Raw genomic sequence first — 26164 nt, 5'->3', positions numbered from 1 at the left:
CACTGCCTATTTAACAGCAAAGCTTGTGGGTACTCAAATCAGGGAGTCCGACGGTGTGATGCGGGCAATTTGTCGCAGCATGGCAGGTCATCGGATGCTGCGGTGTGGCGACAGGCTTGCTAGAGTGGTCCGGCACCTGTTGGATGAAATTCATCACCTTTAGGGGAACCGCATGGCAATTGATATTGGTATCAGTGAAGAAGACCGCAAGTCCATCGTGGACGGGCTTTCGCGCCTGCTGTCGGACACTTATGTCTTGTACCTGAAAACCCACAACTTCCACTGGAACGTCACGGGGCCGATGTTTCGCACCTTGCACCTGATGTTCGAGGAGCAATACAACGAGTTGGCGTTGGCAGTAGATTCGATTGCCGAGCGCATCCGCGCCCTCGGGTTTCCGGCGCCTGGCGCCTATTCCATCTATGCCCGCCTGTCTTCCATCAAGGAAGAAGAGGGTGTGCCGAGCGCCGAGGACATGATCCGGCAACTGGTCGCCGGTCAGGAAGCCGTCACTCGCACTGCGCGGGGCATTTTTCCGCTGCTCGACAAGGTCAGTGACGAACCGACTGCCGACCTGTTAACCCAGCGCATGCAAGTTCACGAAAAAACCGCGTGGATGTTGCGCTCCTTACTGGATCAATAAGGTACACGCGCACGGCTGGCATCCTGGGATGCCACTCCGTGCGTAGCCCATCAGCCTTTGCCCTGAACGATCTTGCACCGCCAGCTGTAGGAAAAGAGCCTGAGTAGGACGCTCTCCAGGATCGCCCTTAAGTTGCAGGAAATTCCTACGACGTTGGTTAAAAAGTCATCTGGATATCCCTTTTTCCCTGCGCTTCTATAGAGACGAGCTTGCTCGTCGAGCGCCAGGAATGACAAAGGAGTGTCAAGGATATGGATGATTGCGCAAGAACAGAGGGGCGGGTCGATATGCCCAAGGGTAAGGGAATCGATCCATTTGTCAGTGAATTCGATATGGGGCTGGCCCAGCCGCTGTCGAGATCGGTGCGCTTGAATGGATTTGCAACCTGTTTGCGCCTGGAACAGGTGTATTGGGACATTCTCGCCGACATGGCCAGGATCAACAGTTGCTCAATCAGTGCACTGCTGTCCCATGTTGATCGGGAAGTGCATCTGCGTCATGGCGGGGTGAAAAATTTCAGCGGGCTGGTGCGGGTTGTCTGCGTCGTGCACAGCCTCAAGGAAGCGCGTTGAGTCGATCGGTATGATGAAAGTTGCAGAGTGTCGGTCTGTGCAGTCTTACGGCTGCACTGGCTGCATTTAATGGATATAATCCCGCTCTTTGCCGCAAAACCCCGGGTCTGCGGTAGCAATCTGATCGCCGAGACAACCCCCATGCCGATGTACGACTATCAATGTGCTTCCTGTGGTCATCAGTTGGAAGCCATTCAAAAGATCAGCGCTCCGGCGTTGGTCGACTGCCCTGCGTGCCAGGCGCCAGAGCTGAAGAAGATGCTGTCCATGCCGGGCTTTCGCCTCAGCGGCACCGGTTGGTACGAAACCGACTTCAAGACCGGTTCGAAGAAAAACCTGGCCGGCGGCGACAAGGCTGACTAGCTTTGCAACCTGTTGAACGACACGTGTGAGCTCTTGCATCATCCAGCAACTGCTATGAACAAGACCTCCAACCGAATTTCGAATTACGAGAAGTGAAACCACTACCATGATGCGCAGCCATTATTGCGGCCAACTGAACGAAGCCCTGGAAGGCCAGGAAATTACCCTTTGCGGATGGGTTCACCGTCGCCGTGACCACGGTGGGGTGATTTTCCTCGATATCCGTGATCGTGACGGTCTGGCCCAAGTGGTGTTCGACCCGGACCGCGCTGAAACCTTCGCCGCCGCCGACCGTGTGCGCAGCGAATACGTGGTCAAGGTTACCGGCAAGGTGCGCCTGCGTCCGGCCGGTGCCACCAACGCCAACATGGCGTCGGGCATGATCGAAGTGCTGGGCTACGAACTGGAAGTGTTGAACGAAGCGGAAACTCCGCCGTTCCCGCTCAACGAGTTCTCCGACGTTGGCGAAGAAACCCGCCTGCGTTATCGCTTCCTCGACCTGCGTCGCCCGGAAATGCTTGAGAAGCTGCGTCTGCGCTCGCGCATGACCACCAGCATCCGTCGCTTCCTGGACGAGAACGGTTTCCTCGACGTCGAGACGCCGATCCTGACCCGCGCCACGCCAGAAGGCGCTCGCGACTATCTGGTCCCGAGCCGTACCCACGCCGGTTCCTTCTTCGCGTTGCCGCAATCGCCACAGCTGTTCAAGCAACTGCTGATGGTCGCTGGCTTCGACCGCTACTACCAGATTGCCAAGTGCTTCCGTGACGAAGACCTGCGCGCTGACCGCCAGCCGGAATTCACCCAGATCGACATCGAGACCAGTTTCCTCGATGAAAAAGAGATCATGGGCATCACCGAAAAAATGATCCGCAACCTGTTCAAGGAAGTGCTGGATCTGGAATTTGGCGAATTCCCGCACATGACCTTCGAAGAAGCCATGCGCCGTTACGGTTCCGACAAGCCGGACCTGCGTAACCCGCTGGAACTGGTTGACGTTGCCGACCAACTGAAAGAAGTTGATTTCAAAGTCTTCAGCGGCCCGGCCAACGATCCGAAGTGCCGGATTGCTGCACTGCGCGTTCCTGGTGCCGCGAGCATGCCGCGCAAGCAGATCGACGACTACACCAAGTTCGTCGGCATCTACGGTGCAAAAGGCCTGGCGTACATCAAGGTCAACGAGCGCGCCAAAGGCGTCGAAGGCCTGCAGTCGCCTATCGTCAAGAACATTCCAGAAGCCAACCTCAATGTGATCCTCGATCGCGTTGGCGCGGTTGACGGCGACATCGTGTTCTTCGGTGCCGACAAAGCCAAGATTGTCAGCGAAGCCCTGGGCGCGCTGCGGATCAAGGTCGGTAACGACCTGAACCTGCTGACCTGCAAGTGGGCGCCGATGTGGGTGGTCGACTTCCCGATGTTCGAAGAGAACGACGACGGCAGCTTCACTGCGCTGCACCACCCGTTCACCGCGCCGAAGTGCACGCCGCAAGAGCTGGAAGCCAACCCGGCAACCGCTCTGTCCCGCGCCTACGACATGGTTTTGAACGGCACCGAGCTGGGTGGCGGTTCGATCCGTATCCACCGCAAGGAAATGCAGCAGACCGTGTTCCGCCTGTTGGGTATCAACGAAGCGGAACAGGAAGAGAAGTTCGGCTTCCTGCTCGACGCCCTGAAATACGGCGCGCCGCCGCACGGTGGTCTGGCTTTCGGTCTCGACCGTTTGGTGATGCTGATGACCGGCGCCCAGTCGATCCGTGAAGTGATTGCTTTCCCGAAAACCCAGAGCGCGGCCGATGTCATGACCCAGGCTCCGGGTGCAGTAGATGCCAAGGCATTGCGCGAATTGCACATTCGTCTGCGCGAAACGCCGAAAGCCGAGTAAGGCTGGCCGACAAGGCGCATCCTTACGGGGTGCGCCTTTTCTTTAGGTCTAGATTTTCATTTGCTGGCCGACGCAATTCGCGTGGCGGGCAACGTTGCAAAAGTGAATTCGGAGCGAGTTATGGCGGGTCATTCCAAGTGGGCGAACATCAAGCACCGCAAAGAACGTCAGGATGCCAAGAAAGGCAAGATCTTCACCAAGTGGATTCGTGAACTGACCGTTGCTGCCCGCCAGGGCGGCGCTGATCCAGGTTCCAACCCGCGTCTGCGCCTGGCGCTGGACAAGGCTCTCGGGGCGAACATGAGTCGCGACATCATCGATCGCGCGGTGGCGCGGGGCGCCGGCGCTGCCGATACCGACGATATGGTCGAGCTGACCTACGAGGGTTACGGTCCGGGTGGCGTAGCGGTGATGGTCGAGTGCATGACCGACAACCGCAATCGCACTGCCGCCGCTGTGCGTCACGCGTTCAGCAAGTGTGGCGGCAACCTGGGCACTGATGGCTCGGTGGCCTACCTGTTTGAACGCAAAGGGCAGATTTCCTTCGCGCCAGGTGTTGATGAGGACGCGCTGATCGAAGCGGCGATGGAAGCCGACGCTGATGACGTGGTCACCAACGAAGACGGTTCCATCGACGTGTTTACCTCGTTTGCCGGCTTCTACTCAGTGCGTAACGCGCTGGAAGCTGGTGGTTTCAAAGGCGATGACGCGGAAATCGTGATGTTGCCGACCACCAGCGCCGAACTGGACCTGGAGGGCGCCGAAAAAGTGCTCAAGCTGCTCGACATGCTGGAAGACCTGGATGACGTGCAGAACGTCTATTCCAACGCGGACATCCCGGAATCGGTTGCCGCACAGCTGGGTTGAGGGCGACCAGGTTCCATTGTGGGAGCGGGCTTGCTCGCGAATGCGGATTTTCAGGCGACATCGTTGCTGAATATGAACCGCTTTCGCGAGCAAGCCCGCTCCCACATTTATTATTCGCTATGCCGATTACCGTGCTCCTACCCAAACCGCAGGCGTTATGACTTTAATCCTTGGTATCGACCCCGGTTCGCGCATTACCGGTTATGGCGTGGTACGCGATACCGGGCGTGGTTGCGTGTACGTGGCGTCGGGCTGCATTCGCACCGGTTCCGGCGAACTGCACGAGCGTCTGCAAATCGTCTATCGCGGAGTGCGCGAAGTTATCCAGACCTATGGCCCGATAACAATGGGCATCGAAAAGGTGTTCATGGCCCGTAACGCCGACTCGGCATTGAAGCTGGGCCAGGCTCGCGGTGCGGCGATCGTGGCCGGCGCCGAGGAGAACCTGGAAATTGCCGAATACACCGCCACCCAGGTCAAGCAGGCAGTTACCGGAACTGGCGCAGCGAACAAAGAGCAGGTGCAAATGATGGTCATGCACATGCTCAAACTGACCAGCAAGCCGCAAATCGATGCCTCGGACGCCCTGGCTATAGCCATTTGCCATGCCCACACCCGCTCCAGCCTGCTGCCCCACGGCCTGGGAACGGCACGCAGTCGTGGCGGGCGCCTGCGTCTCTGATAGCATCAGCACATCTTTTTCAGGATCAAGGGGCCTGCGCCTGTGTTGCCGGTGTGAAACCCTTGTCCTGTCAGTCGCCAGCCCTGTACTGGCCAACGCTCAAGGATCTGAAACGTGATTGGACGCTTGCGCGGCACACTGGCTGAGAAACAGCCGCCGCACCTGATTCTGGATGTAAATGGTCTGGGGTATGAGCTGGAAGTGCCCATGACCACGTTGTATCGCCTGCCGTCGGTCGGCGAACCGCTGACGCTGCACACCCATTTGGTCGTACGCGAAGACGCGCAGTTACTCTATGGTTTCGCCAGCAAGCGTGAGCGAGACTTTTTTCGCGAGTTGATCCGTCTCAATGGTGTGGGGCCGAAGCTGGCGCTGGCCTTGATGTCGAGCCTGGAAGTTGATGAACTGGTGCGCTGCGTGCAGTCCCAGGACACCTCGGCACTGACCAAGGTGCCGGGCGTCGGCAAGAAAACTGCCGAGCGTCTGCTGGTGGAACTCAAGGACCGCTTCAAGGCGTGGGAAACCGTGCCGGCGATGTTCGCCCTGGTACCGAACCAGCCAGGCGGCCCGGATGTGGCGCCAGTGGCCAGTGCCGAAACTGACGCGGTGAGTGCGCTGATTTCCCTGGGCTATAAACCCCAGGAGGCCAGCAAGGCGATTTCCGCGATCAAGGAGAAAGGTTTGAGCAGTGAAGACCTGATACGTCGCGCCCTGAAGGGAATGATTTAAGTGATTGAAGCTGATCGTCTGATTACAGCCGCACCCGGCCCGCGGGATCGCGAAGAGGTCCAGGACCGGGCGATCCGTCCGGTCAGCCTGGCCGAATACATCGGTCAGCCGACCGTTCGCGAGCAGATGGAGCTGTTCATCCAGGCTGCGCGCGGGCGCAATGAATCCCTGGACCATACATTGATCTTCGGTCCTCCGGGCCTGGGTAAAACCACCCTGGCCAATATCATCGCCCAGGAAATGGGGGTGTCGATCAAGAGTACTTCGGGCCCCGTGCTTGAGCGCCCGGGAGACCTGGCCGCGCTGTTGACCAATCTTGAGCCGCACGACGTGCTGTTCATCGATGAAATCCATCGCCTGTCGCCGATTGTCGAAGAAGTGCTGTATCCGGCCATGGAAGATTTTCAGCTGGACATCATGATCGGCGAAGGGCCCGCTGCGCGCTCGATCAAGCTCGACCTGCCGCCTTTCACCCTGGTGGGTGCCACCACACGGGCCGGCATGTTGACCAATCCGCTACGCGACCGCTTCGGTATCGTGCAGCGCCTGGAGTTCTACAGCACTGCGGACCTGGCCACGATTGTCGGCCGTTCGGCGAATATCCTCGGCCTGCCGCTCGACCCCGAAGGCGCTTTTGAAATAGCCCGCCGGGCCCGGGGCACTCCACGAATCGCCAACCGCCTGTTGCGACGGGTACGTGACTTCGCCGAAGTGCGGGCCAAGGGGCATATCACCAAGCCGATCGCCGACCTGGCCTTGAACCTGCTGGATGTCGACGAGCGCGGCTTCGACCATCAGGATCGGCGCCTGCTGCTGACCATGATCGAGAAATTCGACGGTGGCCCGGTCGGTGTCGACAGCCTGGCTGCAGCCATCAGCGAAGAGCGTCATACCATCGAGGACGTCCTTGAGCCGTACCTGATCCAGCAGGGCTACATCATGCGCACTCCCCGGGGGCGCGTGGTGACACGGCACGCCTACCTGCACTTCGGTTTAAACATTCCGTCACGATTGGGTGAGATGCCCGTGGTAGACGAATTCCTCGATGCAGTTGACGATTAATCACTTTGCGGGCTGATCAATTCGGGGTTTGTGCTGTCTGAGGACCGTGCTTTCGCGATAAAGCCGCAGAACAATGAAAAACAGTTGCCTGGCCGGATTGGCAACCTGAGGAGTAAGCACTAGAGTATGCGCGCGCAAAACGGGCTTGGGCCTTTCGCACATCGGTGTCGCGTTTATTACGAAGACACCGATGCGGGTGGCATCGTGTATTACGTTAATTACCTCAAGTTTATGGAACGGGCTCGAACCGAGCGGCTCCGGGAGCTGGGCTTTGCCCAATCCCAGCTGGCAGGGGAGGACCTGTTATTCGTCGTGCATTCCAGCGAAGCGCGTTACCACGCGCCGGCGCGACTGGATGACGAGCTGCTGGTAAGCGCTGAAGTAAGCGAATTGAACCGTGCCAGCCTGCGTTTCAAGCAGCAGGTCAGGCGGGCTACGGATAATGTGCTGCTCTGCGAAGGGCAGTTTCTGGTGGCCTGTGTGCGCACTGAAAGTTTAAAACCCCGGGCCATTCCCGAAGCTCTACGTGCGGCCTTTGCCGACGTGAGCGGCGCGGGTACTCACTCAAAGCAGGAGATAAAGCGTGGAAGCTAACGTCGTCGACCATTCCTCCATGTGGAGCCTGGTCAGCAATGCCAGTATTGTGGTGCAACTGGTAATGCTGATCCTGGTAGCCGCATCGGTCACCTCATGGATCATGATCTTTCAGCGCAGCAACCTGCTGCGCGCCGGTCGACGTGCCCTGGAGAGCTTCGAGGAGCGCTTCTGGTCGGGTATCGACCTGTCCAAACTCTACCGTCAGGCCGGCAGCAACCCTGATCCGGATTCGGGCGTCGAGCAGATCTTCCGCGCCGGTTTCAAGGAGTTCTCCCGTCTGCGCCAGCAGCCAGGCGTAGATCCTGAAGCAGTCATGGAAGGTGTGGCCCGAGCCATGCGCGTAGCGATCTCCCGCGAGGAAGAAAAGCTCGAGCAGAGCCTGCCGTTCCTCGCCACTGTAGGTTCCGTGAGCCCGTACATCGGTCTGTTCGGTACGGTCTGGGGCATCATGAACTCCTTCCGCGGCCTGGCCACTGCCCAGCAAGCGACCCTGGCCACCGTAGCCCCGGGTATTGCCGAAGCCCTGATCGCCACCGCGATCGGCCTGTTCGCCGCGATTCCAGCCGTTATCGCCTACAACCGGTTTGCTGCCCGCAGCGAAACGCTGATCAGCCGCTACTACACCTTCGCCGATGAATTCCAGGCGATCCTGCACCGCAAAGTGCACACCAGCGAAGAATAAGCAGGTAATTTCCAATGGCTTTAATCGCTCGAGCTCGCAAAAAGCGCAAGCCGGTCGCCGAGATGAACGTAGTGCCCTACATCGACGTGATGCTGGTGCTGCTGGTCATCTTCATGGTGACCGCGCCGATGCTCAATCAGGGCGTGAAAGTTGATCTGCCCAAGGTTTCCAGCGAAGCCTTGCCGCAGGACAACAATACTCAGGTCCTGACCATTTCGATCAAGGCTGACAAGACCTATTACTGGAACCTTGGCAGCGAAGTCGACACCCAGAAACAGCAGGACAAGGCCATGACCTTGCCGCAGATGACCGACGCGGTGACCAAGATCATTCGTGCCGGTACTGAAGGCGGCAAGCAGACCCAGGTCTTCATTCGAGGCGACAAGACCGTCGATTATGGATCGGTCATGGGCGCCATGGGCGGTCTCCAGAAAGCCGGGGTCGGTAATGTTGGCTTGATTACCGAGGCGCCCTGATGCAGCAACAACGAGAGCCGACAGCCTCGGAAAGCTACTTCTGGCCTAGCGTCTGGGCGATTGGCTTGCACGTGCTGGTATTTGGCATGTTGTTTGTCAGCTTTGCCATGACCCCGGAACTGCCGCCGGCCAGGCCGATCGTCCAGGCGACCCTGTACCAGCTGAAATCGAAAAGTCAGGCGACCACCCAGACCAATCAGAAGATTGCGGGTGAGGCGAAGAAATCCGCCGCGCGCCAGACCGAAGTCGAGCAGATGGAGCAGAAGAAGATCGAGCAGGAAGCCATAAAGGCTGCGGAACAAAAGAAGGAAGATGCGGCTCAAAAAGCCGAAGAATCCAAGAAGGCCGACGAGACCAAGAAAGCGGAAGAGGCGAAAAAGGCTGATGAAGCCAAGAAAGCCGACGAAGCCAAAAAGACCGCCGAAGCCAAAAAGGCTGAAGAGAAACAATTGGCTGATATAGCCAAGAAGAAATCTGAAGAAGAAGCCAAGAAGGCTGCTGAAGAAGAGGCCAAGAAAGCGGCCGCTGAAGAAGCCAAGAAAAAGATCGTCGAAGACGCGAAGAAGAAAGCCGCAGAAGACGCCAAGAAGAAATCCGACGCTGAAGAGGCGAAGAAGAAAGTCGCCGAAGACGCGAAGAAGAAAGCTGCTGCCGATGCTGCGAAGAAGAAATCGCAGGAAGCGGCACGTAAGTCTGCCGAAGACAAAAAGGCCCAGGCCTTGGCGGATCTGCTTTCCGACACGCCGCAACGTCAGCAGGCCTTGGCGGACGAGCAGGGTGACGAAGTCGCCGGCAGTTTCGATGACCTGATTCGTGCACGCGCAGCAGAGGGCTGGGCTCGCCCACCTTCGGCACGCAAAGGCATGACGGTCGTGTTGCAAATCGGCATGTTGCCGGATGGAACAGTGACCTCGGTCACCGTCGGCAGATCAAGCGGAGATGGTCCGTTCGATGCTTCGGCAGTGGCGGCGGTCAAGAATATTGGACGTTTGACAGAAATGCAGGGAATGAAGCCGAGCGATTTCGCTCCGTATCGTTCATTCAAGATGACATTCACACCTGAGGATCTAGCCTTGTGAGAAACCTTCTTCGAGGAATGCTTGTCGCTATCTGCTGCCTGGCAGGGATGGCGATGGCAGATGAGAAAAACATTCTGGTTACCAGCGGCAGCGATCGGGCTACCCCGATCGCAGTTGTTCCGTTTGCCAACCAGGGCGGCAGCGTGCTGCCGGACGATATGGCCGAGATCATCGGTAACGACCTGCGCAACTCGGGTTACTACTCGCCGATCCCGAAACAGAACATGATCAGCCAGCCGAGCCAGGCCAGCGAAATCATCTACCGTGACTTCAAGGCGCTGGGCGCCCAATACGTCATGGTCGGCAGCATCGCTCCGGCGGGCGGTCGCCTGCAGGTTCAGTACGCACTGTTCAACGTCGCCACCGAGCAGCAAGTGCTGACTGGCAGCGTGTCGGGCAGCGTTGACCAACTGCGCGACATGTCGCACTACATCGCTGACCAGTCGTTCGAAAAACTCACCGGTATCAAGGGTGCTTTCTCGACTCGCCTGCTGTACGTAACTGCCGAGCGTTTCTCCGAAAAGAACACTCGCTACACCCTGCAACGTTCGGACTATGACGGCGCCCGTGCCGTGACCCTGCTGCAATCGCGCGAGCCAATCCTGTCGCCGCGTTTCGCACCGGATGGCAAGCGCATCGCTTATGTCTCGTTCGAGCAGAAGCGTCCGCGCATCTTCATGCAGAACATCGACACTGGCCGTCGTGAGCAGATCACCAACTTCGAAGGCCTCAATGGCGCGCCAGCGTGGTCTCCGGATGGCAATCGCCTGGCATTCGTGCTGTCCAAGGACGGCAATCCGGACATCTACGTGATGAACCTGGGTTCGCGTCAAATCACCCGCGTCACTAACGGTCCCGGCATCAACACCGAGCCGTTCTGGGGTAAAGATGGTTCGACCATCTACTTCACCTCGGACCGTGGCGGCAAGCCACAGATCTACAAAACCAGCGCAGGCGGTGGTGGTGCGGAGCGTGTGACCTTCATCGGTAACTACAACGCCAACCCTAAATTGTCGGCTGATGAAAAGACCCTGGTAATGATCCATCGCCAGGAAGGCTTCACCAATTTCAAGGTGGCGGCCCAGGATTTGCAACGCGGTAGTGTAAAGATCCTCACTGATAGCACTCTGGACGAGTCGCCTACTGTTGCGCCCAACGGCACCATGGTAATCTACGCCACCCGCCAGCAGGGCCGGGGAGTCTTGATGCTCGTGTCCATTAATGGACGCGTAAGGCTCCCGCTTCCTACCGCACAAGGCGAAGTCAGAGAACCTTCCTGGTCCCCTTACCTGAACTGACGCGGCGCTTTACGTTTTACTTAACACACTGGGGTTCATTAGGAGTTTCACGATGGAAATGCTGAAGTTTGGTAAATTTGCTGCGCTGGCTCTGGCCATGGCTGTAGCTGTAGGTTGCTCGTCTAAAGGCGGCGACAATGCCGGTGAAGGCGCTGCTGTTGATCCAAACGCTGGTTACGGCGCTAACACTGGTGCAGTTGACGGCTCCCTGAGCGAAGAAGCTGCTCTGCGCGCGATCACCACTTTCTACTTCGAATACGACAGTTCGGACCTGAAGCCAGAAGCCATGCGCGCTCTGGACGTTCACGCGAAGGACCTGAAAGCTAACGGCGCTCGCGTTGTTCTGGAAGGTAACACCGACGAACGTGGTACTCGTGAGTACAACATGGCACTGGGCGAGCGTCGTGCGAAAGCCGTTCAGCGCTACCTGGTACTGCAAGGCGTTTCCCCAGCTCAGCTGGAACTGGTTTCCTACGGCGAAGAGCGTCCAGTTGCTACCGGCAACGACGAGCAGTCCTGGGCTCAAAACCGTCGCGTCGAACTGCGTAAGTAATTCGTCATGCGAACGTGCCGTCGTGCTGTAACTGTTCTGGCTCTCAGCCTCGCACCGCTTGCGGTGTGGGCTGCGGTTCCTGTGGTCGATAACAACAACTCCGGCAATAGCGGGAGTAGTTATCCGCCTGCAGGTTACGGTACGAACGGCGCCTATGCCGGGGGAGGGGTTTCGGCCCCTGTCTCGGCACAGGGCGAGCTGTTCAACCAACTGCAATCCATGCAGGAGCAGATCTCGCGCCAACAAGGCATCATCGAAGTTCTGCAAAACGATGTAGCGCGCATGAAGCAGGAAAGCCTGGAGCGATACCAGGATCTTGATCGGCGCATTGGAACCGGCGTTACACCCGCCGCAACTCCTGAAAATTCTTCCACCGGTGGCGATTTGAACGCCCCCGGTGCAGCAGCAGGTGCTGGAGCGGCTGCCGCTCAGGCTCCGGCCGCAGGTACTGAACCGGCCGACCCGGCGAAGGAAAAGCTGTATTACGATGCAGCCTTCGACCTGATCAAGGCCAAGGATTTCGACAAGGCCAGCCAGGCCTTTGCCGCTTTCCTGCGCAAGTACCCGAACAGCCAGTACGCGGGTAATGCCCAATACTGGTTGGGCGAAGTGAACCTGGCCAAAGGCGACCTGCAAGGTGCGGGTCAAGCGTTCGCCAAGGTTTCGCAACTGTACCCCAAGCACGCGAAGGTGCCTGACTCGCTGTACAAGCTCGCTGACGTAGAACGCCGCCTGGGTCATACCGACAAGGTAAAGGGCATTTTGCAACAGGTGGTTGCCCAGTATCCTGGGACTTCTGCCGCGCAGCTGGCCCAGCGTGACTTGCAGCGAATGTAAGCTGGCTTGACCCGTTTTGAAGAAACCCGCACTTGCTGCGGGTTTTTTCGTTAGAATTCACGCCCTTTTTTCTGAAATACCGCTTTTTGGGATTCGCGCGTTGGCGGGGTTCCATCAAGTGCCTGACGGAGGCGGACAGCCTGTTTAGCTGTTACGCCCGTGGCGACTATGCAAGACACATTGAGAATCACCGAAGTATTTTACTCGTTGCAGGGTGAAACGCGGACGGCCGGGCTGCCCACTGTTTTTGTGCGCCTAACCGGTTGTCCATTGCGTTGCCAATACTGTGACAGCGCCTACGCCTTCACTGGCGGCACGGTTCGCCCGCTCGATGACATCATTGAGCAAGTAGCCGGCTTTCGTCCGCGGTACGTGTGCGTCACCGGCGGCGAGCCGCTCGCGCAGCCCAACGCCATCCCTCTGCTCAAGCGCTTGTGCGATGCCGGTTACGAAGTTTCGCTGGAAACCAGTGGAGCTCTCGACATCTCGGCAGTGGATCCCCGGGTGAGCCGCGTGGTCGACCTGAAAACCCCGGGCTCGAAGGAAGCGCACCGCAACCGCTACGAAAATATCGAGCTGCTGACACCCAACGATCAGGTGAAGTTTGTCATCTGTTCCCGTGAAGACTACGACTGGGCCGTGTCCAAGCTGATTCAATACGGCTTGGATCGGCGAGCCGGCGAGGTCCTGTTTTCCCCCAGCCACCATGACCTGAATGCTCGGGAACTGGCTGACTGGGTGGTGGCGGACAACCTGCCAGTGCGCCTGCAACTGCAGCTGCATAAATATCTATGGAATGACGAGCCGGGGCGCTGACATGACTGAACAACTGAACTCTGCAGAAAAACGTGCGGTAATCCTCCTGTCCGGTGGCCTCGATTCGGCAACTGTGGTGGCCATGGCCCGAGCCGATGGTTACAGCTGCTACACCATGAGTTTCGACTACGGCCAGCGCTCCCATGCCGAACTGCATGCTGCCGCACGCGTCGCGCGGGATCTGGGCGTGGTCGAGCACAAGGTCATCGGGTTGAACCTGAATGGCATGGGCGGCTCGGCTTTGACCGACAGCAGTATCGATATCCCGGAGGAGGCCGGTGAAGGCATTCCGGTCACTTACGTTCCTGCACGCAACACGGTGTTCCTGTCTCTCGCGCTGGGCTGGGCTGAAGTGTTGGGCGCGCGGGATATCTTCATCGGCGTAAATGCCGTCGATTACTCCGGTTATCCGGATTGCCGCCCCGAGTTCATCGAATCCTTCGAGCGCATGGCCAACCTGGCGACCAAGGCCGGTGTGGAAGGCAATGGGTTCCGCATCCAGGCGCCCCTGCAGAACCTGAGCAAGGCGCAGATCGTCCAGGCCGGCGTAAAGCTGGGTGTCGATTACGCCCTGACGGTTTCCTGCTATCAAGCGGACGATAACGGCCTCGCGTGCGGCAAGTGCGACAGCTGCCGACTGCGTGCAGAAGGCTTCGCGGCGGCCGGAATCAGCGACCCAACACCTTATTTTTGATTTATTTCAAATTAGGTGTTGAATAGTCCTTAAAAATCAGTATTATACGCGCCACCACACAGCGGGTCGTTAGCTCAGTTGGTAGAGCAGTTGGCTTTTAACCAATTGGTCGTAGGTTCGAATCCCACACGACCCACCATTTTTGTAGCAGTTTTAAAAGTCTGGAAGGCCCACGCAAGTGAGGATTTCCGGATTTTTTTTTGCCCGCGATTTGACTCCGGCCCTGCTGGGGTCGGCAGCGGTGCAGGGCAGAATGATCTTTTGCATCCACTGGATATTCTGTAGCCTTGCGCAGCTCCACCGTTGTCCGTGCCTGATGAATACTCACTTTCCCGGCGGTACCCTCAAAGGGGTCCGGAGCCGGGTGTATACTCGACTTTCGCGCGCAAGCGCTTGCAGGTCTTGCGAACATGACGCAGATTTCCGAACGCCTTCTGGTTCAAGCCCATCTCGACGCCAAGCAGCCCAAACCGCTGACCGCCGAGGAAGAGGCCTATTATCGCGCCGCCATCGCCGCCGAGCTCAAGGCTCAGGACGCAGTGCTGGTCGCCCACTTCTATTGTGATCCGGTTATCCAGGCGCTGGCCGAAGAGACTGGAGGCTGCGTCTCCGACTCCCTGGAGATGGCCCGTTTCGGCAATGCTCATCCGGCCAAGACCGTAGTGGTCGCCGGCGTCAAGTTCATGGGCGAAACCGCGAAGATCCTCAACCCCGAAAAACGCGTGCTGATGCCGACCCTGGAAGCGACTTGCTCGCTGGACCTGGGTTGCCCGGTGGACGAGTTTTCGGCGTTCTGCGATCAGCACCCGGAACGTACCGTGGTGGTGTATGCCAACACCTCGGCGGCGGTCAAGGCCCGGGCCGACTGGGTGGTGACTTCCAGCTGCGCGCTGGAAATCGTCGAGAGCCTGATGGATAACGGCGAGACCATCATCTGGGGCCCGGATAAACACCTGGGGACTTACATCCAGCGCAAGACCGGTGCAGACATGCTGCTGTGGGACGGTGCCTGCATCGTCCACGAAGAGTTCAAGTCCAAGCAGCTCGAGGATATGAAGGCGCTGTACCCGGATGCGGCCATCCTGGTGCACCCGGAGTCGCCGACTTCGGTCATCGAGCTGGCGGACGCGGTAGGTTCCACCAGCCAGCTGATTGCCGCGGCGCAGAGCTTGCCGAACAAGACGCTGATCGTGGCTACCGACCGTGGCATCTTCTACAAAATGCAGCAGCTGTGCCCGGACAAGGTGTTCATTGAAGCCCCTACGGCCGGTAACGGCGCAGCGTGCCGTAGTTGCGCGCATTGCCCGTGGATGGCGATGAATACGCTTGAGCGCGTGCTGAAGAGCTTGAAGGAGGGGAGCAACGAGATCTTTGTCGATCCGGCGCTGATTCCCCAGGCGATTCGACCGCTGAAGCGCATGCTCGATTTTACCCAGGCAGCGCGTATGAAGTTGGCTGGTAACGCTTAAAGCAAGATCAAGAGATCGCAGCATTCGGCAGCTCCTACAGGTGCTCACAAACCTTGTAGGAGCTGCCGAAGGCTGCGATCTTTTTTGCGCTTACCTCTGTTTCTTCGGAATCCGCACCAGCTGCGTTTCCGAATACATGTCATGCCAACTGCGTTTCTGCTTGTCGAACAACGACCAGATGAAACCCAGGCCCACGCACAGCAGCGAAGCAATCGACACCACGAAGCGTAACAGTGCCTGCCACAGGCTGATCGATGAGCCGTCCGCGTTCTGCACCCGAATGCCCCACACCTGCATGCCCAGGGTCTGACCCGACCAGGTCCAGAACTTGGCAAAAAACCCGAACAGCACGAACAGCAGCAGGGTGGAGAGCAGCGGATCACCATCCAATGCTCCGGCCTCGGTCAGGGTGCGCATGCGGTCCTCGCCGATGATTGCCATCTGGATCATCTTGTAGATACCACTGGTGACGATCAGCAGCGCAGTGCACAGCAGGAAGTCATAGAACATTGCTGCCAGACGACGACCCAGGCCAGCGGCGGGAAAATCGCCCTGGGGCTTCAGCAGGTGTTTCGACATGGCAGGTTCTCGGCGAAAAAAGAACTCATTTTACGGATTTGCGCGCACAAAAAAGCCCCTGATGTCAGCATCAGGGGCTTTTTCGTTACAGAAGATTAAGCTTCTGCCTGTACTTCGTCAGCCTGCATGCCTTTCTGGCCCTGTACAGCAACGAAAGTCACTTTCTGGCCTTCTTTCAGGCTCTTGAAGCCGTTGCCCTGAATAGCGCGGAAATGCACGAACAGATCCGGACCGCTTTCTGGAGTGATAAAACCAAAACCTTTCTCGTCGTTAAACCACTTGACGGTACCGCTCTGACGTTGGGACATTTCTTATTTCCTTTGACGCAAAAATTAATGACAGCCTCTTTCTCGTGAAAGAGTACTGGGGCTGGTTGCAGGAGAGTAAGAAGACGTCGAACGGGATGTAGCTAACTTGTAGGCTACTGCCCAGGTCACGATTCCAAGCGACCCATGCAAACACAGTGAACAAACTCTACGCCAACTAGCCAATAAAAAACAAGCCCCTGTGAGGGGCCCGGTTTTGCTCAGCTTGGGGCTCTTAGTCGGCCCACTAGTGCAGGCTTATTCGATAGCGTTGTTCAATTGTTTTCGATCGTTATAAGCGAAGTTCATTATCGAACGGTTGCACTGTTTTATGGCGGTTGCGTTACACATTAGTGCACTGTTAACGCAACCGCGTTACTTATAGAAACAGTCAATCAACCGCGATAGTAGCGTTGCGCAACGAATGGCATTTTGCTTACAAGCAAAGGCACCTTTTTCCCACGAACAATCGCCCATACGGGTGTGTCCAGCGCAACGTAAGCCGTGTCCAGGTAACCCATGGCCAGCGGACCGCCCAAGGTTGGGCCAAAACCACCGCTGCAGACGCTGCCAATGATTTCACCCGCTTCGTTGACGATTTCTGCGCCTTCACGCACCGGCGTGCGTTCTTGCGGCAACAGGCCGACCCGCTTGCGGCTGACTCCGCCCTGTTGTTGCGCAAAGATGTTTTCGGCCCCCGGGAAGCCCCCGGCCCGCGCGCCATCGGCACGCCGTGGCTTGGAGATGGCCCACAACAGGCTGGCCTCGATCGGCGTGGTATCGGTGTTCATGTCATGGCCATAGAGGCACAGCCCGGCTTCCAGGCGCAGGGAGTCGCGAGCGCCCAGGCCGATCGCGGCTACTTCAGGTTCGGCGAGCAGGGCCCGAGCCAGGGCTTCGGCATTCGCGGCCGGTACGGAGATTTCGAAACCGTCTTCGCCGGTATAACCCGAGCGGCTGACGAAACATTCGACGCCCAGCAGCTGGACACGATTGAACTGCATGAAGGTCATTTTCGCCACTTCAGGCGCCAGGCGAGCCAGCACAGTCACCGCAGCAGGGCCTTGCAAGGCCAGCAGGGCGCGCTCTTCGAACAGCGGCTCGATGCTGCATTGCTCGCCGATGTGCTTGCGCAGGTGCGCCAGGTCCTGGTCCTTGCAGGCGGCGTTGACCACCAGGAACAGTTCGTCGTTACCCAGGTTGGCGACCATCAGGTCGTCGAGAATGCCACCGGTCTCGTTGGTGAACATCGCGTAGCGCTGCATCCCTGCTGGCAGGTCGATGATGTCAACCGGCACCAGGGTTTCCAGGGCCTTGGCGGCATTGGCGCCGGTCAGGCGAATCTGGCCCATGTGCGAGACATCAAACAGCCCGGCCTGATCACGTGTGTGCTGGTGTTCCTTCATCACTCCCAGCGGGTACTGCACTGGCATGTCGTAGCCGGCGAACGGCACCATGCGCGCCCCGAGTTCGAGGTGCAGGGCGTGCAGCGGGGTAGTCAGCAATTGTTCGGTGGACATGTTCTGCTCCTGAAAAAATGTGCAGAGGCCAATGCGCGCGCATCAGCACTCGATAATGTTGACCGCCAGACCGCCGCGGGCGGTTTCCTTGTATTTGCTTTTCATGTCGGCGCCGGTCTGGCGCATGGTGCGGATGACCTTGTCGAGGGAGACGAAGTGCTGACCGTCGCCGCGCAGAGCCATGCGTACCGCATTGATCGCCTTGACCGAGCCCATGGCGTTGCGCTCGATGCAAGGCACCTGTACCAGGCCGCCGATGGGGTCGCAGGTCAGGCCGAGGTTGTGTTCCATGCCGATTTCCGCCGCGTTTTCCACTTGCTGCACGCTGCCGCCTAGAACTTCGCACAGGGCGCCGGCCGCCATGGAACAGGCCACTCCGACTTCACCCTGGCAGCCGACTTCGGCTCCGGAGATCGAGGCGTTTTCCTTGTACAGGATGCCGATGGCCGCTGCGGTGAGCAGAAAACGCACCACGCCGTCATCGGTCGCCCCAGGAATGAAGCGCATGTAGTAATGCAACACCGCCGGAATGATTCCGGCTGCGCCGTTGGTGGGGGCCGTCACGACCCGTCCGCCGTTGGCGTTTTCTTCGTTGACCGCCAGGGCGTACAGATTGACCCAGTCCAGCACCGAGAGCGGGTCGCGCAATGACGATTCAGGGTTCTTGCACAGTTGCCGATGCAGTGCCGCCGCGCGCCGCTTGACCTTCAAGCCACCCGGCAGGATGCCTTCATTGCGACAACCGGCGGCGACACAGTCCTGCATCACTTGCCAGATGTTCAGCAGGCCAGCGCGGGTCTCAGCTTCCGGGCGCCAGGCACTTTCGTTGGTCAGCATCACCTGGCTGATCGACAGACCGTAGGTGGCGCAATGCCCCAGCAGATCCTTGGCGCTCTTGAACGGGAAAGTGAGTTTGGTGGCGTCTTCGACAATGCGATCAGCCCCGGCTGCATCCTCGTCGACGACAAAACCGCCACCGACCGAGTAGTACTCGCGGCTGCGGGTTTGCAATCCTGCCGAGTCGAACGCACGAAAAATCATGCCGTTGGGGTGGAAGGGCAGCGGTTTGCGAATCATCGCCAGGTGTTCTTTTTCGTTGAACGCGATGCTGTGTTCACCCAGCAGGTTCAAACGACCACTGCCACGAATGCCTTGCAGACGGGCTGCCACAGTTTCGGTGTTGACGGTGTCCGGGTGTTCGCCTTCCAGGCCGAGCAACACGGCCTTGTCGCTGCCGTGGCCTTTGCCGGTGGCGCCGAGTGAGCCGTAGAGCTCGACCTTGACGCAGGCGGTGGCCGCCAACAGACCTTCACGGCGCAAGCCTTCGGCGAAGCGAGCGGCAGCCCGCATCGGGCCGACAGTGTGGGAGCTGGAAGGGCCGATGCCAATCTTGAACAGGTCGAACACGCTTAAAGCCATGGTTGTTCTCCGGTTTCTTGTTATGGGAATTGGCAAAATCTGGTGCTTTGCACGGTCCCCTGTGGGAGCGGGCTTGCTCGCGAATGAGGTGGGTCAGGCAACATTGAGGTAACTGATCCACCGCATTCGCGAGCAAGCCCGCTCCCACAAGGGGATTTACGGTGTTCTTGAAAAAGGGGCAGGCGAACCCACCCCACACAGGTTTAAGCGTAGCTTTCGATCGACGGGCAGGCGCACACCAGGTTGCGATCACCGAACACGTTGTCGACGCGACCGACCGGTGGCCAGTACTTGCCCTCGATCAGCGAGGCTACCGGGTAAACCGCCTGTTCACGGCTATACGGATGCGACCACTCGCCAACCAGTTCCGCCGCAGTGTGCGGAGCGTTCTTCAGCGGGTTGTCGTCCTTGTCCAGCGTGCCGTTCTCCACCGCGCGGATTTCTTCGCGGATGCGGATCATGGCGTCGCAGAAGCGGTCCAGTTCTTCTTTGGATTCGCTTTCGGTCGGCTCGATCATCAGGGTGCCAGCCACCGGGAACGACATGGTCGGGGCGTGGAAACCGAAGTCGATCAGGCGCTTGGCCACGTCATCGACGCTGATGCCGCTGCTGTCTTTCAATGGACGCAGGTCGAGGATGCATTCGTGCGCCACCAGGCCGTTGCTGCCGGTGTACAGCACGGGGTAGTGCTCTTCGAGACGACGGGAGATGTAGTTGGCATTCAGGATCGCCAGCTGTGAAGCACGCTTGAGGCCTGCGCCGCCCATCATGCGGATGTACATCCAGGTGATTGGCAGAATGCTAGCGCTGCCGAAAGGCGCTGCGCAGACCGCGCCTTCCTTGCGTTCCATATGGGCGTGGCCCGGCAGGAACGGGGTCAGGTGCGATTTGACGCCAATCGGGCCGACGCCCGGGCCGCCACCGCCATGGGGGATGCAGAAAGTCTTGTGCAGGTTCAGGTGGGAGACGTCGCCGCCGAACTTGCCCGGCGCACACAGGCCGACCATCGCGTTCATGTTGGCGCCGTCGATGTACACCTGGCCGCCGTTGTCGTGAATGATCTCGCAGATTTCGCGGATGCCTTCCTCGAACACGCCGTGGGTCGACGGGTAGGTGATCATCAGCGCGGCGAGGTGTTCGCGATGCTCGATCGCCTTGGCGCGCAGATCCTCGATATCAACGTTGCCGCGGGCATCGCAGGCGGTCACGACCACACGCATGCCGGCCATATTAGCGGTGGCCGGGTTGGTGCCGTGGGCGGACGACGGGATCAGGCAGATGTCGCGACGGTCTTCGCCACGGCTCTGGTGGTAGGCACGGATGGCCAACAGGCCAGCGTACTCACCTTGTGAACCGGCGTTCGGTTGCAGGGAGATCGAGTCGTAACCGGTGGCGGCGCACAGCATCGCTTCCAGCTCGTCGGTCAGCTGCTGGTAGCCGGCGCTTTGCTCGGCTGGAGCGAACGGGTGCAGGGCGCCGAATTCGGCCCAGGTCACCGGGATCATTTCGCTGGCAGCGTTGAGTTTCATGGTGCAGGAACCCAGCGGGATCATGGTGCGATCCAGGGCGAGGTCCTTGTCGGCCAGCTTGCGCAGGTAGCGCATCAGCTCGGTTTCGGAGTGATAGCGGTTGAACACCGGGTGGCTGAGGATCGGCGACTGGCGCTCCAGCGCGGCCGGGATCGTGCTGACAATCGACGCGGCGAGGGCGGCGAAGTCCGGCAGCGTCTGGCCAGCGGCGAACAGGGCCCACAGGGTTTCGATGTCTGCTTGCGCGGTGGTTTCGTCCAGGGACAGGCCCAGGCGCTCGGCGTCGACGACCCGCAGGTTGATCTGCCGGGCGTGTGCCTGGTCGTGCAACGCTGCGGTGTTGGCGCCGGTCTTGACGGTCAGGGTGTCGAAAAAGTGCGCTTGTTCGACGCACAGGCCCAACGCGCTCAAGCCTTTGGCCAGGATGGCGGTCAGGTGATGAATGCGCTGGGCAATCTGCGTCAGTCCTTTCGGACCGTGGTACACGGCGTACATGCTGGCGATGTTGGCCAGCAGCACTTGCGCGGTGCAGATGTTCGACGTGGCCTTCTCGCGGCGGATGTGTTGCTCGCGGGTCTGCATCGCCAGGCGCAAGGCCGGCTTACCGAAACGGTCCACCGAGACACCGACCAGACGGCCCGGCATGTCACGCTTGAACGCATCTTTGGTCGAGAAGTAAGCGGCGTGCGGGCCACCAAAGCCCAGCGGCACGCCGAAACGTTGGGCGCTGCCGATGGCTACGTCGGCGCCAAATTCGCCCGGAGGAGTCAGCAGGGTCAGGGCCAGCAGGTCAGCGGCGACAGCCACCAGGGCGTTGGCCGCGTGGAAGCGTTCGGTCAGCTCGCGATAGTCGAACAGGTCGCCATTGCTCGCGGGGTATTGCAGCAGTGCACCGAAGTACGGCGTCACGTCAGTCAGTTCGCGCTCGTCACCGACCACTACGTGGATGCCCAACGGCTCGGCACGGGTGCGCAGCACGTCGAGGGTTTGCGGATGGCAATGGGCAGAGGCGAAAAAGGCGTGGCTGCCTTTGTTCTTGCTCAGGCGCTTGCAGAAGGTCATCGCTTCGGCGGCGGCGGTGGCTTCGTCAAGGAGCGAGGCGTTGGCGATCGGCAGGCCGGTCAGGTCGCTGATCAACGTCTGGAAATTCAGCAGCGCTTCCAGGCGGCCTTGGGAAATCTCCGGTTGGTACGGGGTGTAAGCGGTGTACCAGGCCGGGTTTTCCAGCAGGTTGCGCAGGATCGGCGACGGCGTGTGGGTGCCGTAGTAACCCTGGCCGATATAGGTTTTGAACAGCTGGTTTTTGGCCGCGATGCCTTTGATCAAGGCCAGGGCGTCGGCTTCGCTCAAACCGTCGTCCATGCCCAGGACGCTGGTGCCTTTGATGCTTTCCGGGATAACGCTGGCGCTCAGGGCTTCCAGGGAGTCGAACCCGAGGCTGTTGAGCATGGCTTGCTCGTCGCCGGAACGCGGGCCGATGTGGCGCGCGATGAATTCGTTGGCGGTGGTCAGATTGATGTTAGTCATGTCAGCGCTCCTCAGGCTTCGGCGTTGGCTTTGATCAGACGGTCGTAGGCGTCCTGATCCAGCAGTTTGGCGACAGCCGAGGCGTCGGTAGGCTGGAAGCGGAAGAACCAGCCTTCACCCAGTGGATCTTCGTTGACCAGTTCCGGGCTGCTGTCGAGCGCCGGGTTAACTTCCAGCACTTCACCGTCCAGCGGCATGTACACGCCGCTGGCAGCTTTTACCGATTCCACAGTGGCCGCTTCCGCGCCCTTTGCGTAGGACTGCAGCTCTGGCAGTTGTACGAAAACCACGTCGCCCAGGGCGTTCTGTGCGAAGGCGGTGATGCCGACTGTGACGCTGCCGTCAGCTTCGGTGCGCAGCCATTCGTGATCTTCAGTAAAACGCAACTCGCTCATGGAAACTCCTAGGGGGTCAGACTCGTCTGGTGGACGCGATTGAATGCTTGGGGCGTTAGCCCTGATTTATGCAGGGGTAATAAGCAAAATCGCGGCCAATGTTATAAAAGCTATATAAAACAATGGCTTAAATAACTTGGAGGAAGGGGTGAAGATAGATCGTGTAGCGAAATCGCTACAGCTTTAAGCGTGGAAAAAAGCCTATCTGTATCAAAGCCTTGCACAGCAGCAGTCAGAGACGACTGTAGCGATATCGTTCCGCTGTAGCGCTTTCAGTACAGGTGAAGGTCGTTTTTAGCAAGTTGGAAGCTTTTGAGATGAAAACTCGATCCGTAGGAGCTGCCGAAGGCTGCGATGTTGTCGCAGGCGCTACAAAATCAAAGTCAAAAGATCGCAGCCTTCGGCAGCTCCTACAGGCCCAGGCATCACAATTCACCTAAGGCTTATTGGGAATACCGTACTTGCGCAACCGGTGCGCGATCGCCGTATGGGAAGTCTGCAGGCGACTGGCCAATTGCCGGGTGGACGGATAACTGACGTAGAGTTTTTCCAGCAGGGTTTTCTCGAACTCGTCCATGGCTTGCTCCAGGCTATCCACTTCGGTGTCGCTCTGGCGTGCGACCGAGGTGCCGGCGATGTCGAGGTCGCCAATGTCCACCAGGCTGCTTTCGCAAATGGCGGCAGCGCGGAAAATCACGTTCTGCAACTGCCGCACGTTGCCTGGCCAGCGGTTGCCCAGCAGCGCCGGATAGGTCCCGGGCGCCAGACGACACACTGGCCGCTGGATCTGCGCGCAGGCCTGCTGCATGAAATAGCGCGCCAGCAGCAAGATGTCCTGGCCGCGTTCACGCAGCGGCGGAACTTCAACATTCAATACGTTGAGGCGATAGAACAGGTCTTCGCGAAACGAACCTTCGCTGACCATTTTTTCCAGGTCGCGATGAGTCGCGCTGAGGATTCGCACGTTGACCTTCACTTCGCGATCGCCACCCACTCGCCGAAAGCTGCCGTCATTCAGGAAACGCAGGAGTTTCGCTTGCAGGTAGGGTGACATTTCGCCGATCTCATCGAGAAATACCGTGCCCTGGTTGGCCAGTTCCATCAGCCCCGGTTTACCGCCCCGTTGCGCCCCGGTGAAGGCCCCGGGCGCATAGCCGAACAGCTCGCTTTCGGCGAGGTTCTCCGGCAATGCTGCGCAGTTCAGCGCCAGGAATGGCGAACTGTGGCGGGCGCTGATGGCGTGGCAGGCGCGCGCTACCAGTTCCTTGCCGGTGCCGGTTTCGCCCTGGATCAGCAACGGCGCATCCAGCGCCGCCACGCGCTGGGCACGGGCCTTGAGGGTGCGGATCGCTGGGGATTCGCCGAGCAGCGCATCGAAGCCCTCGGCATGATCGTGGTGCAGTGCCGACAGACGCTCGCCGATGCGGTTGGGTTGATACAGGGTCAGCAGCGCACCGGCATCGGTGATGGGCGTGGCGTCGAGCAGCAAGGTCTGGCCATTGACCGTGATCTCGCGCAGCGGCAAGCGAAAGCCGTGCTCGAGCAACGCATCGAGCAGCCCCGAGTCGGCAAACAGCTCCGCCACGCTTTCCCCGGCAGGTTCGCGACCGTACAGGGCAATCAGTGCCGGATTGGCCAGCAACACGTTGCCCGCACTGTCGAGCGCCAGCACCGGGTCGGTCATGGCCGCCAGCAAGGCATCGAGCTGCAGGTGCCGGCGCTGGCCAGGCAGGATGTCCACCACCGTCACCGCCTGCACGCCGCGCACGCTGAACAGTGCATCGCGCAGCTCTTCGAGCACTTGCGGGCTCAAGGTCGGTGCGTCGATGTAGACGTTGGGCGGAACCATTTCCACCGCATCCAGGTTGAGATTGCGCCCGCCGAGCAATGCCAGGACTTCCTGGGTGATGCCGACTCGGTCGATGAAGCTGACGTGGATACGCATGGGGGTGTTGTGGTTCTGGCGTGCGGAGGGTGGCAAGTATGCCTTGGGCTGGGCCGCAGGTGAAATCCCGTGGGCGCAAAGCAGGCCCTGGGGGCCATATCACCTGTGGGAGCAAAGCTTGCCCTGGGTGCTATGTCAGCCATATCACCTGTGGGAGCAAAGCATGCCCTGGGTGCCATGTCAGCCATATCACCTGTGGGAGCAAAGCATGCCCTGGGTGCCATGTCAGCTATATCACCTGTGGGAGCAAAGCTTGCTCGCGATGCAGGCACCTCGGTTTTTCTGTCACACCACCTAATCGTTCATCGCGAGCAAGCTTTGCTCCCACAAGTCATTCGAGGTGTTCAGGTTTGACCGGATCGCCGGACTTGATCTCGAGCTGGGCCCGAACGTCTTCGAACATCAAGTCGTATGCCTTGTGCACCGTACCCACACCGACTTCCTTTGGCAGACCATGTTTCTGCGCGAGGCGGGTGGCATGGCGGGCGAAATCGAACGCCTGGTCCTTGGGCAGGAAAAACTCCTCCTGGAGTTCCTTGCCCTGTACCGTGCCGCTCATCTTGAACAGCATGCCTTCGCCTTCCTTGGGGTCCTGGGTCACTGCATAGTCGATGCTCAGCGCGTAGCTGTAGTCATCCTTGTTCAGCGCTGTGCGCTCGATGTGCAGGTGACCGGGCTCGAACGTAGCCATTGGCATCTCTCCTTATCAGTTGGTTTATGCGGCTTGAATGAACGTGATTAGCTCCGTCATCGAAGGCGCTCTCCCGAGGAGAAGGCAGCATAGTGCAAAAGATCAACAAGTCGCAGCCTTGCGCAGTTCCTGCGGTAAGGCTGCGAATATTCGAGGGTCACACGCGGAACTGATCCATCAACTTCATCTGCTGAGTCGTCAGCGAGTTGAGGTGGCTGCAGATCTGCGCCGACTCGGTCGCTTGCCCGGTCAGGGTTTCGGTGACGGTACGAATCGCCGAGACGTTGCGGTTGACCTCCTCGGCCACCGCGCTTTGCTGTTCGGCAGCGCTGGCAATTTGCAGGTTCATGTCGCTGATCACGGTGACCGCGTCGCTGATCTTGCTCAAGGCCTGGACCGCTTGCTGGATCTGTCCGGCGTTGCTGTGCGCCTGGGTCTGACTCGAGTGCATAGTGGCAACCACGCCACGGGTGCCGGTCTGGATGCGTTCGATCACGCTGCGGATTTCCTCCACCGAGTCCTGGGTGCGCTTGGCCAGGTTGCGCACTTCATCGGCCACCACTGCAAAACCGCGCCCGCTCTCGCCGGCGCGAGCCGCTTCGATGGCGGCGTTGAGGGCCAGCAGGTTGGTTTGCTCGGCGATGCTGCGGATCACTTCCAGCACCGAACCGATCTGTTCGCTATTGACCGCCAGGGCTTCGACTTCGCTGACCGCCTTGCTGACTTCATCGGCCAGCTGGTTGATGTCGCGGGTGCTGCGCTCGATGATCTGCATACCGTCGCGGGCCGATTGGTCCGCGCCCTTGGCAGCGTTCGCAGCATTGGAGGCACTGTTGGCGACGTCGTGGGCAGTGGCGCTCATTTCATTGGAAGCAGTCGCGACCTGATCAATTTCGCGGAACTGCACCAGCATGCCTTCACTGGTCTGGCGGGCGATTTCCGAGGACTGGTCG

General features: G+C 59.3%; 27 protein-coding genes and 1 tRNA gene. 19 read left to right on the top strand and 9 right to left on the bottom strand.

Annotated elements, in window-relative coordinates; genetic code table 11:
* Positions 1-172: 172 nt before the first annotated feature.
* From ORL50_RS25835 to nadA, 19 genes are all read left to right on the top strand, one after another.
* Positions 173-643: a Dps family protein gene (locus ORL50_RS25835; RefSeq protein ID WP_266019191.1), complete on the top strand. Its 471-nt coding sequence runs from the start codon at positions 173-175 to the stop codon at positions 641-643.
* A 251-nt stretch (positions 644-894) separates the two neighbouring features.
* A complete protein-coding gene (locus ORL50_RS25830; protein ID WP_416236048.1) occupies positions 895-1215 on the top strand; it encodes a ribbon-helix-helix domain-containing protein in 321 nt (106 codons plus the stop codon).
* A gap of 141 nt (positions 1216-1356) precedes the next feature.
* Complete coding sequence (locus tag ORL50_RS25825) at positions 1357-1578, top strand: FmdB family zinc ribbon protein (RefSeq protein WP_045058234.1); 222 nt, start codon at positions 1357-1359, stop codon at positions 1576-1578.
* 106 nt (positions 1579-1684) lie between these two features.
* Complete coding sequence (gene aspS, locus ORL50_RS25820; RefSeq protein ID WP_266019189.1) at positions 1685-3460, top strand: aspartate--tRNA ligase; 1776 nt, start codon at positions 1685-1687, stop codon at positions 3458-3460.
* Positions 3461-3580: 120 nt separating this feature from the next.
* The gene (locus ORL50_RS25815; RefSeq protein ID WP_266019188.1) at positions 3581-4327 is read left to right on the top strand and encodes a YebC/PmpR family DNA-binding transcriptional regulator; all 747 of its coding nucleotides are present in this window, start codon (positions 3581-3583) and stop codon (positions 4325-4327) included.
* A gap of 157 nt (positions 4328-4484) precedes the next feature.
* On the top strand, positions 4485-5009 hold the full coding sequence (gene ruvC, locus ORL50_RS25810) for a crossover junction endodeoxyribonuclease RuvC (protein WP_266019187.1): 525 nt from the start codon (positions 4485-4487) through the stop codon (positions 5007-5009).
* A gap of 114 nt (positions 5010-5123) precedes the next feature.
* Entirely contained in the window at positions 5124-5738 is a 615-nt protein-coding gene (gene ruvA / locus ORL50_RS25805) for a Holliday junction branch migration protein RuvA (RefSeq protein WP_122840147.1), read from the top strand.
* Positions 5739-6800: a Holliday junction branch migration DNA helicase RuvB gene (ruvB, locus tag ORL50_RS25800; protein WP_266019186.1), complete on the top strand. Its 1062-nt coding sequence runs from the start codon at positions 5739-5741 to the stop codon at positions 6798-6800.
* Between the two features lie 126 nt (positions 6801-6926).
* Positions 6927-7394: a tol-pal system-associated acyl-CoA thioesterase gene (gene ybgC / locus ORL50_RS25795; protein ID WP_045058228.1), complete on the top strand. Its 468-nt coding sequence runs from the start codon at positions 6927-6929 to the stop codon at positions 7392-7394.
* Entirely contained in the window at positions 7384-8079 is a 696-nt protein-coding gene (gene tolQ / locus ORL50_RS25790) for a protein TolQ (protein ID WP_017340467.1), read from the top strand. Before ybgC ends, tolQ begins: the two co-directional genes overlap by 11 nt.
* Before the next feature lie 23 nt (positions 8080-8102).
* On the top strand, positions 8103-8555 hold the full coding sequence (gene tolR, locus ORL50_RS25785; RefSeq protein WP_163019479.1) for a protein TolR: 453 nt from the start codon (positions 8103-8105) through the stop codon (positions 8553-8555).
* Positions 8555-9634: a cell envelope integrity protein TolA gene (gene tolA / locus ORL50_RS25780; protein WP_266019183.1), complete on the top strand. Its 1080-nt coding sequence runs from the start codon at positions 8555-8557 to the stop codon at positions 9632-9634. The genes tolR and tolA overlap by 1 nt, the downstream gene beginning before the upstream one ends.
* 17 nt (positions 9635-9651) lie before the next feature.
* Positions 9652-10932 (top strand): Tol-Pal system beta propeller repeat protein TolB, encoded by a 1281-nt coding sequence (tolB, locus tag ORL50_RS25775; RefSeq protein WP_416236047.1) that lies wholly within the window; start codon positions 9652-9654, stop codon positions 10930-10932.
* 52 nt (positions 10933-10984) lie between these two features.
* Positions 10985-11485 (top strand): peptidoglycan-associated lipoprotein Pal, encoded by a 501-nt coding sequence (gene pal / locus ORL50_RS25770; RefSeq protein ID WP_045058224.1) that lies wholly within the window; start codon positions 10985-10987, stop codon positions 11483-11485.
* A 6-nt stretch (positions 11486-11491) separates the two neighbouring features.
* Positions 11492-12322, top strand: a complete 831-nt coding sequence (ybgF, locus tag ORL50_RS25765; protein ID WP_266019180.1) for a tol-pal system protein YbgF — start codon at positions 11492-11494, stop codon at positions 12320-12322.
* Positions 12323-12490: 168 nt separating this feature from the next.
* Positions 12491-13138 carry a 7-carboxy-7-deazaguanine synthase QueE gene (gene queE, locus ORL50_RS25760; RefSeq protein ID WP_266019178.1) on the top strand — a complete coding sequence of 216 codons (648 nt, stop codon included), beginning with the start codon at positions 12491-12493 and terminating at the stop codon, positions 13136-13138.
* A 1-nt stretch (position 13139) separates the two neighbouring features.
* On the top strand, positions 13140-13832 hold the full coding sequence (gene queC, locus ORL50_RS25755; protein WP_266019176.1) for a 7-cyano-7-deazaguanine synthase QueC: 693 nt from the start codon (positions 13140-13142) through the stop codon (positions 13830-13832).
* Positions 13833-13895: 63 nt separating this feature from the next.
* A tRNA-Lys gene (locus ORL50_RS25750) sits at positions 13896-13971 on the top strand.
* 271 nt (positions 13972-14242) lie between these two features.
* Positions 14243-15301 carry a quinolinate synthase NadA gene (gene nadA, locus ORL50_RS25745; RefSeq protein WP_266019172.1) on the top strand — a complete coding sequence of 353 codons (1059 nt, stop codon included), beginning with the start codon at positions 14243-14245 and terminating at the stop codon, positions 15299-15301.
* 90 nt (positions 15302-15391) lie between these two features.
* On the opposite strand, the gene ORL50_RS25740 is transcribed toward nadA, so the two are convergent.
* The 9 genes from ORL50_RS25740 to ORL50_RS29190 all read right to left on the bottom strand — a co-directional run bounded on the left by ORL50_RS25740 (position 15392) and on the right by ORL50_RS29190 (position 26124).
* Complete coding sequence (locus tag ORL50_RS25740; RefSeq protein WP_266019170.1) at positions 15392-15880, bottom strand: RDD family protein; 489 nt, start codon at positions 15878-15880, stop codon at positions 15392-15394.
* 95 nt (positions 15881-15975) lie between these two features.
* Complete coding sequence (locus ORL50_RS25735) at positions 15976-16188, bottom strand: cold-shock protein (protein WP_003175786.1); 213 nt, start codon at positions 16186-16188, stop codon at positions 15976-15978.
* 392 nt (positions 16189-16580) lie between these two features.
* Positions 16581-17705 (bottom strand): glycine cleavage system aminomethyltransferase GcvT, encoded by a 1125-nt coding sequence (gene gcvT, locus ORL50_RS25730; protein WP_266019156.1) that lies wholly within the window; start codon positions 17703-17705, stop codon positions 16581-16583.
* 42 nt (positions 17706-17747) lie between these two features.
* Positions 17748-19124, bottom strand: coding sequence for an L-serine ammonia-lyase (locus ORL50_RS25725; protein WP_266019154.1), 1377 nt, complete (start codon positions 19122-19124; stop codon positions 17748-17750).
* 203 nt (positions 19125-19327) lie between these two features.
* Entirely contained in the window at positions 19328-22180 is a 2853-nt protein-coding gene (gcvP, locus tag ORL50_RS25720) for an aminomethyl-transferring glycine dehydrogenase (protein WP_266019153.1), read from the bottom strand.
* A gap of 11 nt (positions 22181-22191) precedes the next feature.
* The gene (gene gcvH, locus ORL50_RS25715) at positions 22192-22575 is read right to left on the bottom strand and encodes a glycine cleavage system protein GcvH (RefSeq protein ID WP_266019151.1); all 384 of its coding nucleotides are present in this window, start codon (positions 22573-22575) and stop codon (positions 22192-22194) included.
* Positions 22576-23011: 436 nt separating this feature from the next.
* On the bottom strand, positions 23012-24520 hold the full coding sequence (gene gcsR, locus ORL50_RS25710) for a transcriptional regulator GcsR (protein ID WP_266019149.1): 1509 nt from the start codon (positions 24518-24520) through the stop codon (positions 23012-23014).
* Between the two features lie 331 nt (positions 24521-24851).
* Entirely contained in the window at positions 24852-25211 is a 360-nt protein-coding gene (locus tag ORL50_RS25705; protein ID WP_266019147.1) for a DUF5064 family protein, read from the bottom strand.
* A gap of 157 nt (positions 25212-25368) precedes the next feature.
* The gene (locus ORL50_RS29190; protein WP_490722694.1) at positions 25369-26124 is read right to left on the bottom strand and encodes a methyl-accepting chemotaxis protein; all 756 of its coding nucleotides are present in this window, start codon (positions 26122-26124) and stop codon (positions 25369-25371) included.
* Positions 26125-26164: the final 40 nt, after the last annotated feature.

The organism is Pseudomonas sp. RIT-562 (genome assembly GCF_026241895.1).
Taxonomy (GTDB): Bacteria; Pseudomonadota; Gammaproteobacteria; order Pseudomonadales; family Pseudomonadaceae; genus Aquipseudomonas; species Aquipseudomonas mandelii_F.
Note: the sequence above shows the minus strand (reverse complement) of the source record. Positions and strands in the feature narration are given on the sequence as shown.

Bases quoted from the DNA above. Each gene is read 5' to 3' on its own strand.
- ORL50_RS25835 (WP_266019191.1), top strand. From the start codon at position 173: ATGGCAATTGATATTGGTATCAGTGAAGAAGACCGCAAGTCCATCGTG.
- ORL50_RS25830 (WP_416236048.1), top strand. From the start codon at position 895: ATGGATGATTGCGCAAGAACAGAGGGGCGGGTCGATATGCCCAAGGGT.
- ORL50_RS25825 (WP_045058234.1), top strand. From the start codon at position 1,357: ATGCCGATGTACGACTATCAATGTGCTTCCTGTGGTCATCAGTTGGAA.
- aspS (WP_266019189.1), top strand. From the start codon at position 1,685: ATGATGCGCAGCCATTATTGCGGCCAACTGAACGAAGCCCTGGAAGGC.
- ORL50_RS25815 (WP_266019188.1), top strand. From the start codon at position 3,581: ATGGCGGGTCATTCCAAGTGGGCGAACATCAAGCACCGCAAAGAACGT.
- ruvC (WP_266019187.1), top strand. From the start codon at position 4,485: ATGACTTTAATCCTTGGTATCGACCCCGGTTCGCGCATTACCGGTTAT.
- ybgC (WP_045058228.1), top strand. From the start codon at position 6,927: ATGCGCGCGCAAAACGGGCTTGGGCCTTTCGCACATCGGTGTCGCGTT.
- tolA (WP_266019183.1), top strand. From the start codon at position 8,555: ATGCAGCAACAACGAGAGCCGACAGCCTCGGAAAGCTACTTCTGGCCT.
- tolB (WP_416236047.1), top strand. From the start codon at position 9,652: ATGCTTGTCGCTATCTGCTGCCTGGCAGGGATGGCGATGGCAGATGAG.
- pal (WP_045058224.1), top strand. From the start codon at position 10,985: ATGGAAATGCTGAAGTTTGGTAAATTTGCTGCGCTGGCTCTGGCCATG.
- ybgF (WP_266019180.1), top strand. From the start codon at position 11,492: ATGCGAACGTGCCGTCGTGCTGTAACTGTTCTGGCTCTCAGCCTCGCA.
- queE (WP_266019178.1), top strand. From the start codon at position 12,491: ATGCAAGACACATTGAGAATCACCGAAGTATTTTACTCGTTGCAGGGT.
- queC (WP_266019176.1), top strand. From the start codon at position 13,140: ATGACTGAACAACTGAACTCTGCAGAAAAACGTGCGGTAATCCTCCTG.
- nadA (WP_266019172.1), top strand. From the start codon at position 14,243: ATGACGCAGATTTCCGAACGCCTTCTGGTTCAAGCCCATCTCGACGCC.
- ORL50_RS25740 (WP_266019170.1), bottom strand. From the start codon at position 15,880: ATGTCGAAACACCTGCTGAAGCCCCAGGGCGATTTTCCCGCCGCTGGC.
- ORL50_RS25735 (WP_003175786.1), bottom strand. From the start codon at position 16,188: ATGTCCCAACGTCAGAGCGGTACCGTCAAGTGGTTTAACGACGAGAAA.
- gcvT (WP_266019156.1), bottom strand. From the start codon at position 17,705: ATGTCCACCGAACAATTGCTGACTACCCCGCTGCACGCCCTGCACCTC.
- ORL50_RS25725 (WP_266019154.1), bottom strand. From the start codon at position 19,124: ATGGCTTTAAGCGTGTTCGACCTGTTCAAGATTGGCATCGGCCCTTCC.
- gcvP (WP_266019153.1), bottom strand. From the start codon at position 22,180: ATGACTAACATCAATCTGACCACCGCCAACGAATTCATCGCGCGCCAC.
- gcvH (WP_266019151.1), bottom strand. From the start codon at position 22,575: ATGAGCGAGTTGCGTTTTACTGAAGATCACGAATGGCTGCGCACCGAA.
- gcsR (WP_266019149.1), bottom strand. From the start codon at position 24,520: ATGCGTATCCACGTCAGCTTCATCGACCGAGTCGGCATCACCCAGGAA.
- ORL50_RS25705 (WP_266019147.1), bottom strand. From the start codon at position 25,211: ATGGCTACGTTCGAGCCCGGTCACCTGCACATCGAGCGCACAGCGCTG.
- ORL50_RS29190 (WP_490722694.1), bottom strand. From the start codon at position 26,124: ATGCTGGTGCAGTTCCGCGAAATTGATCAGGTCGCGACTGCTTCCAAT.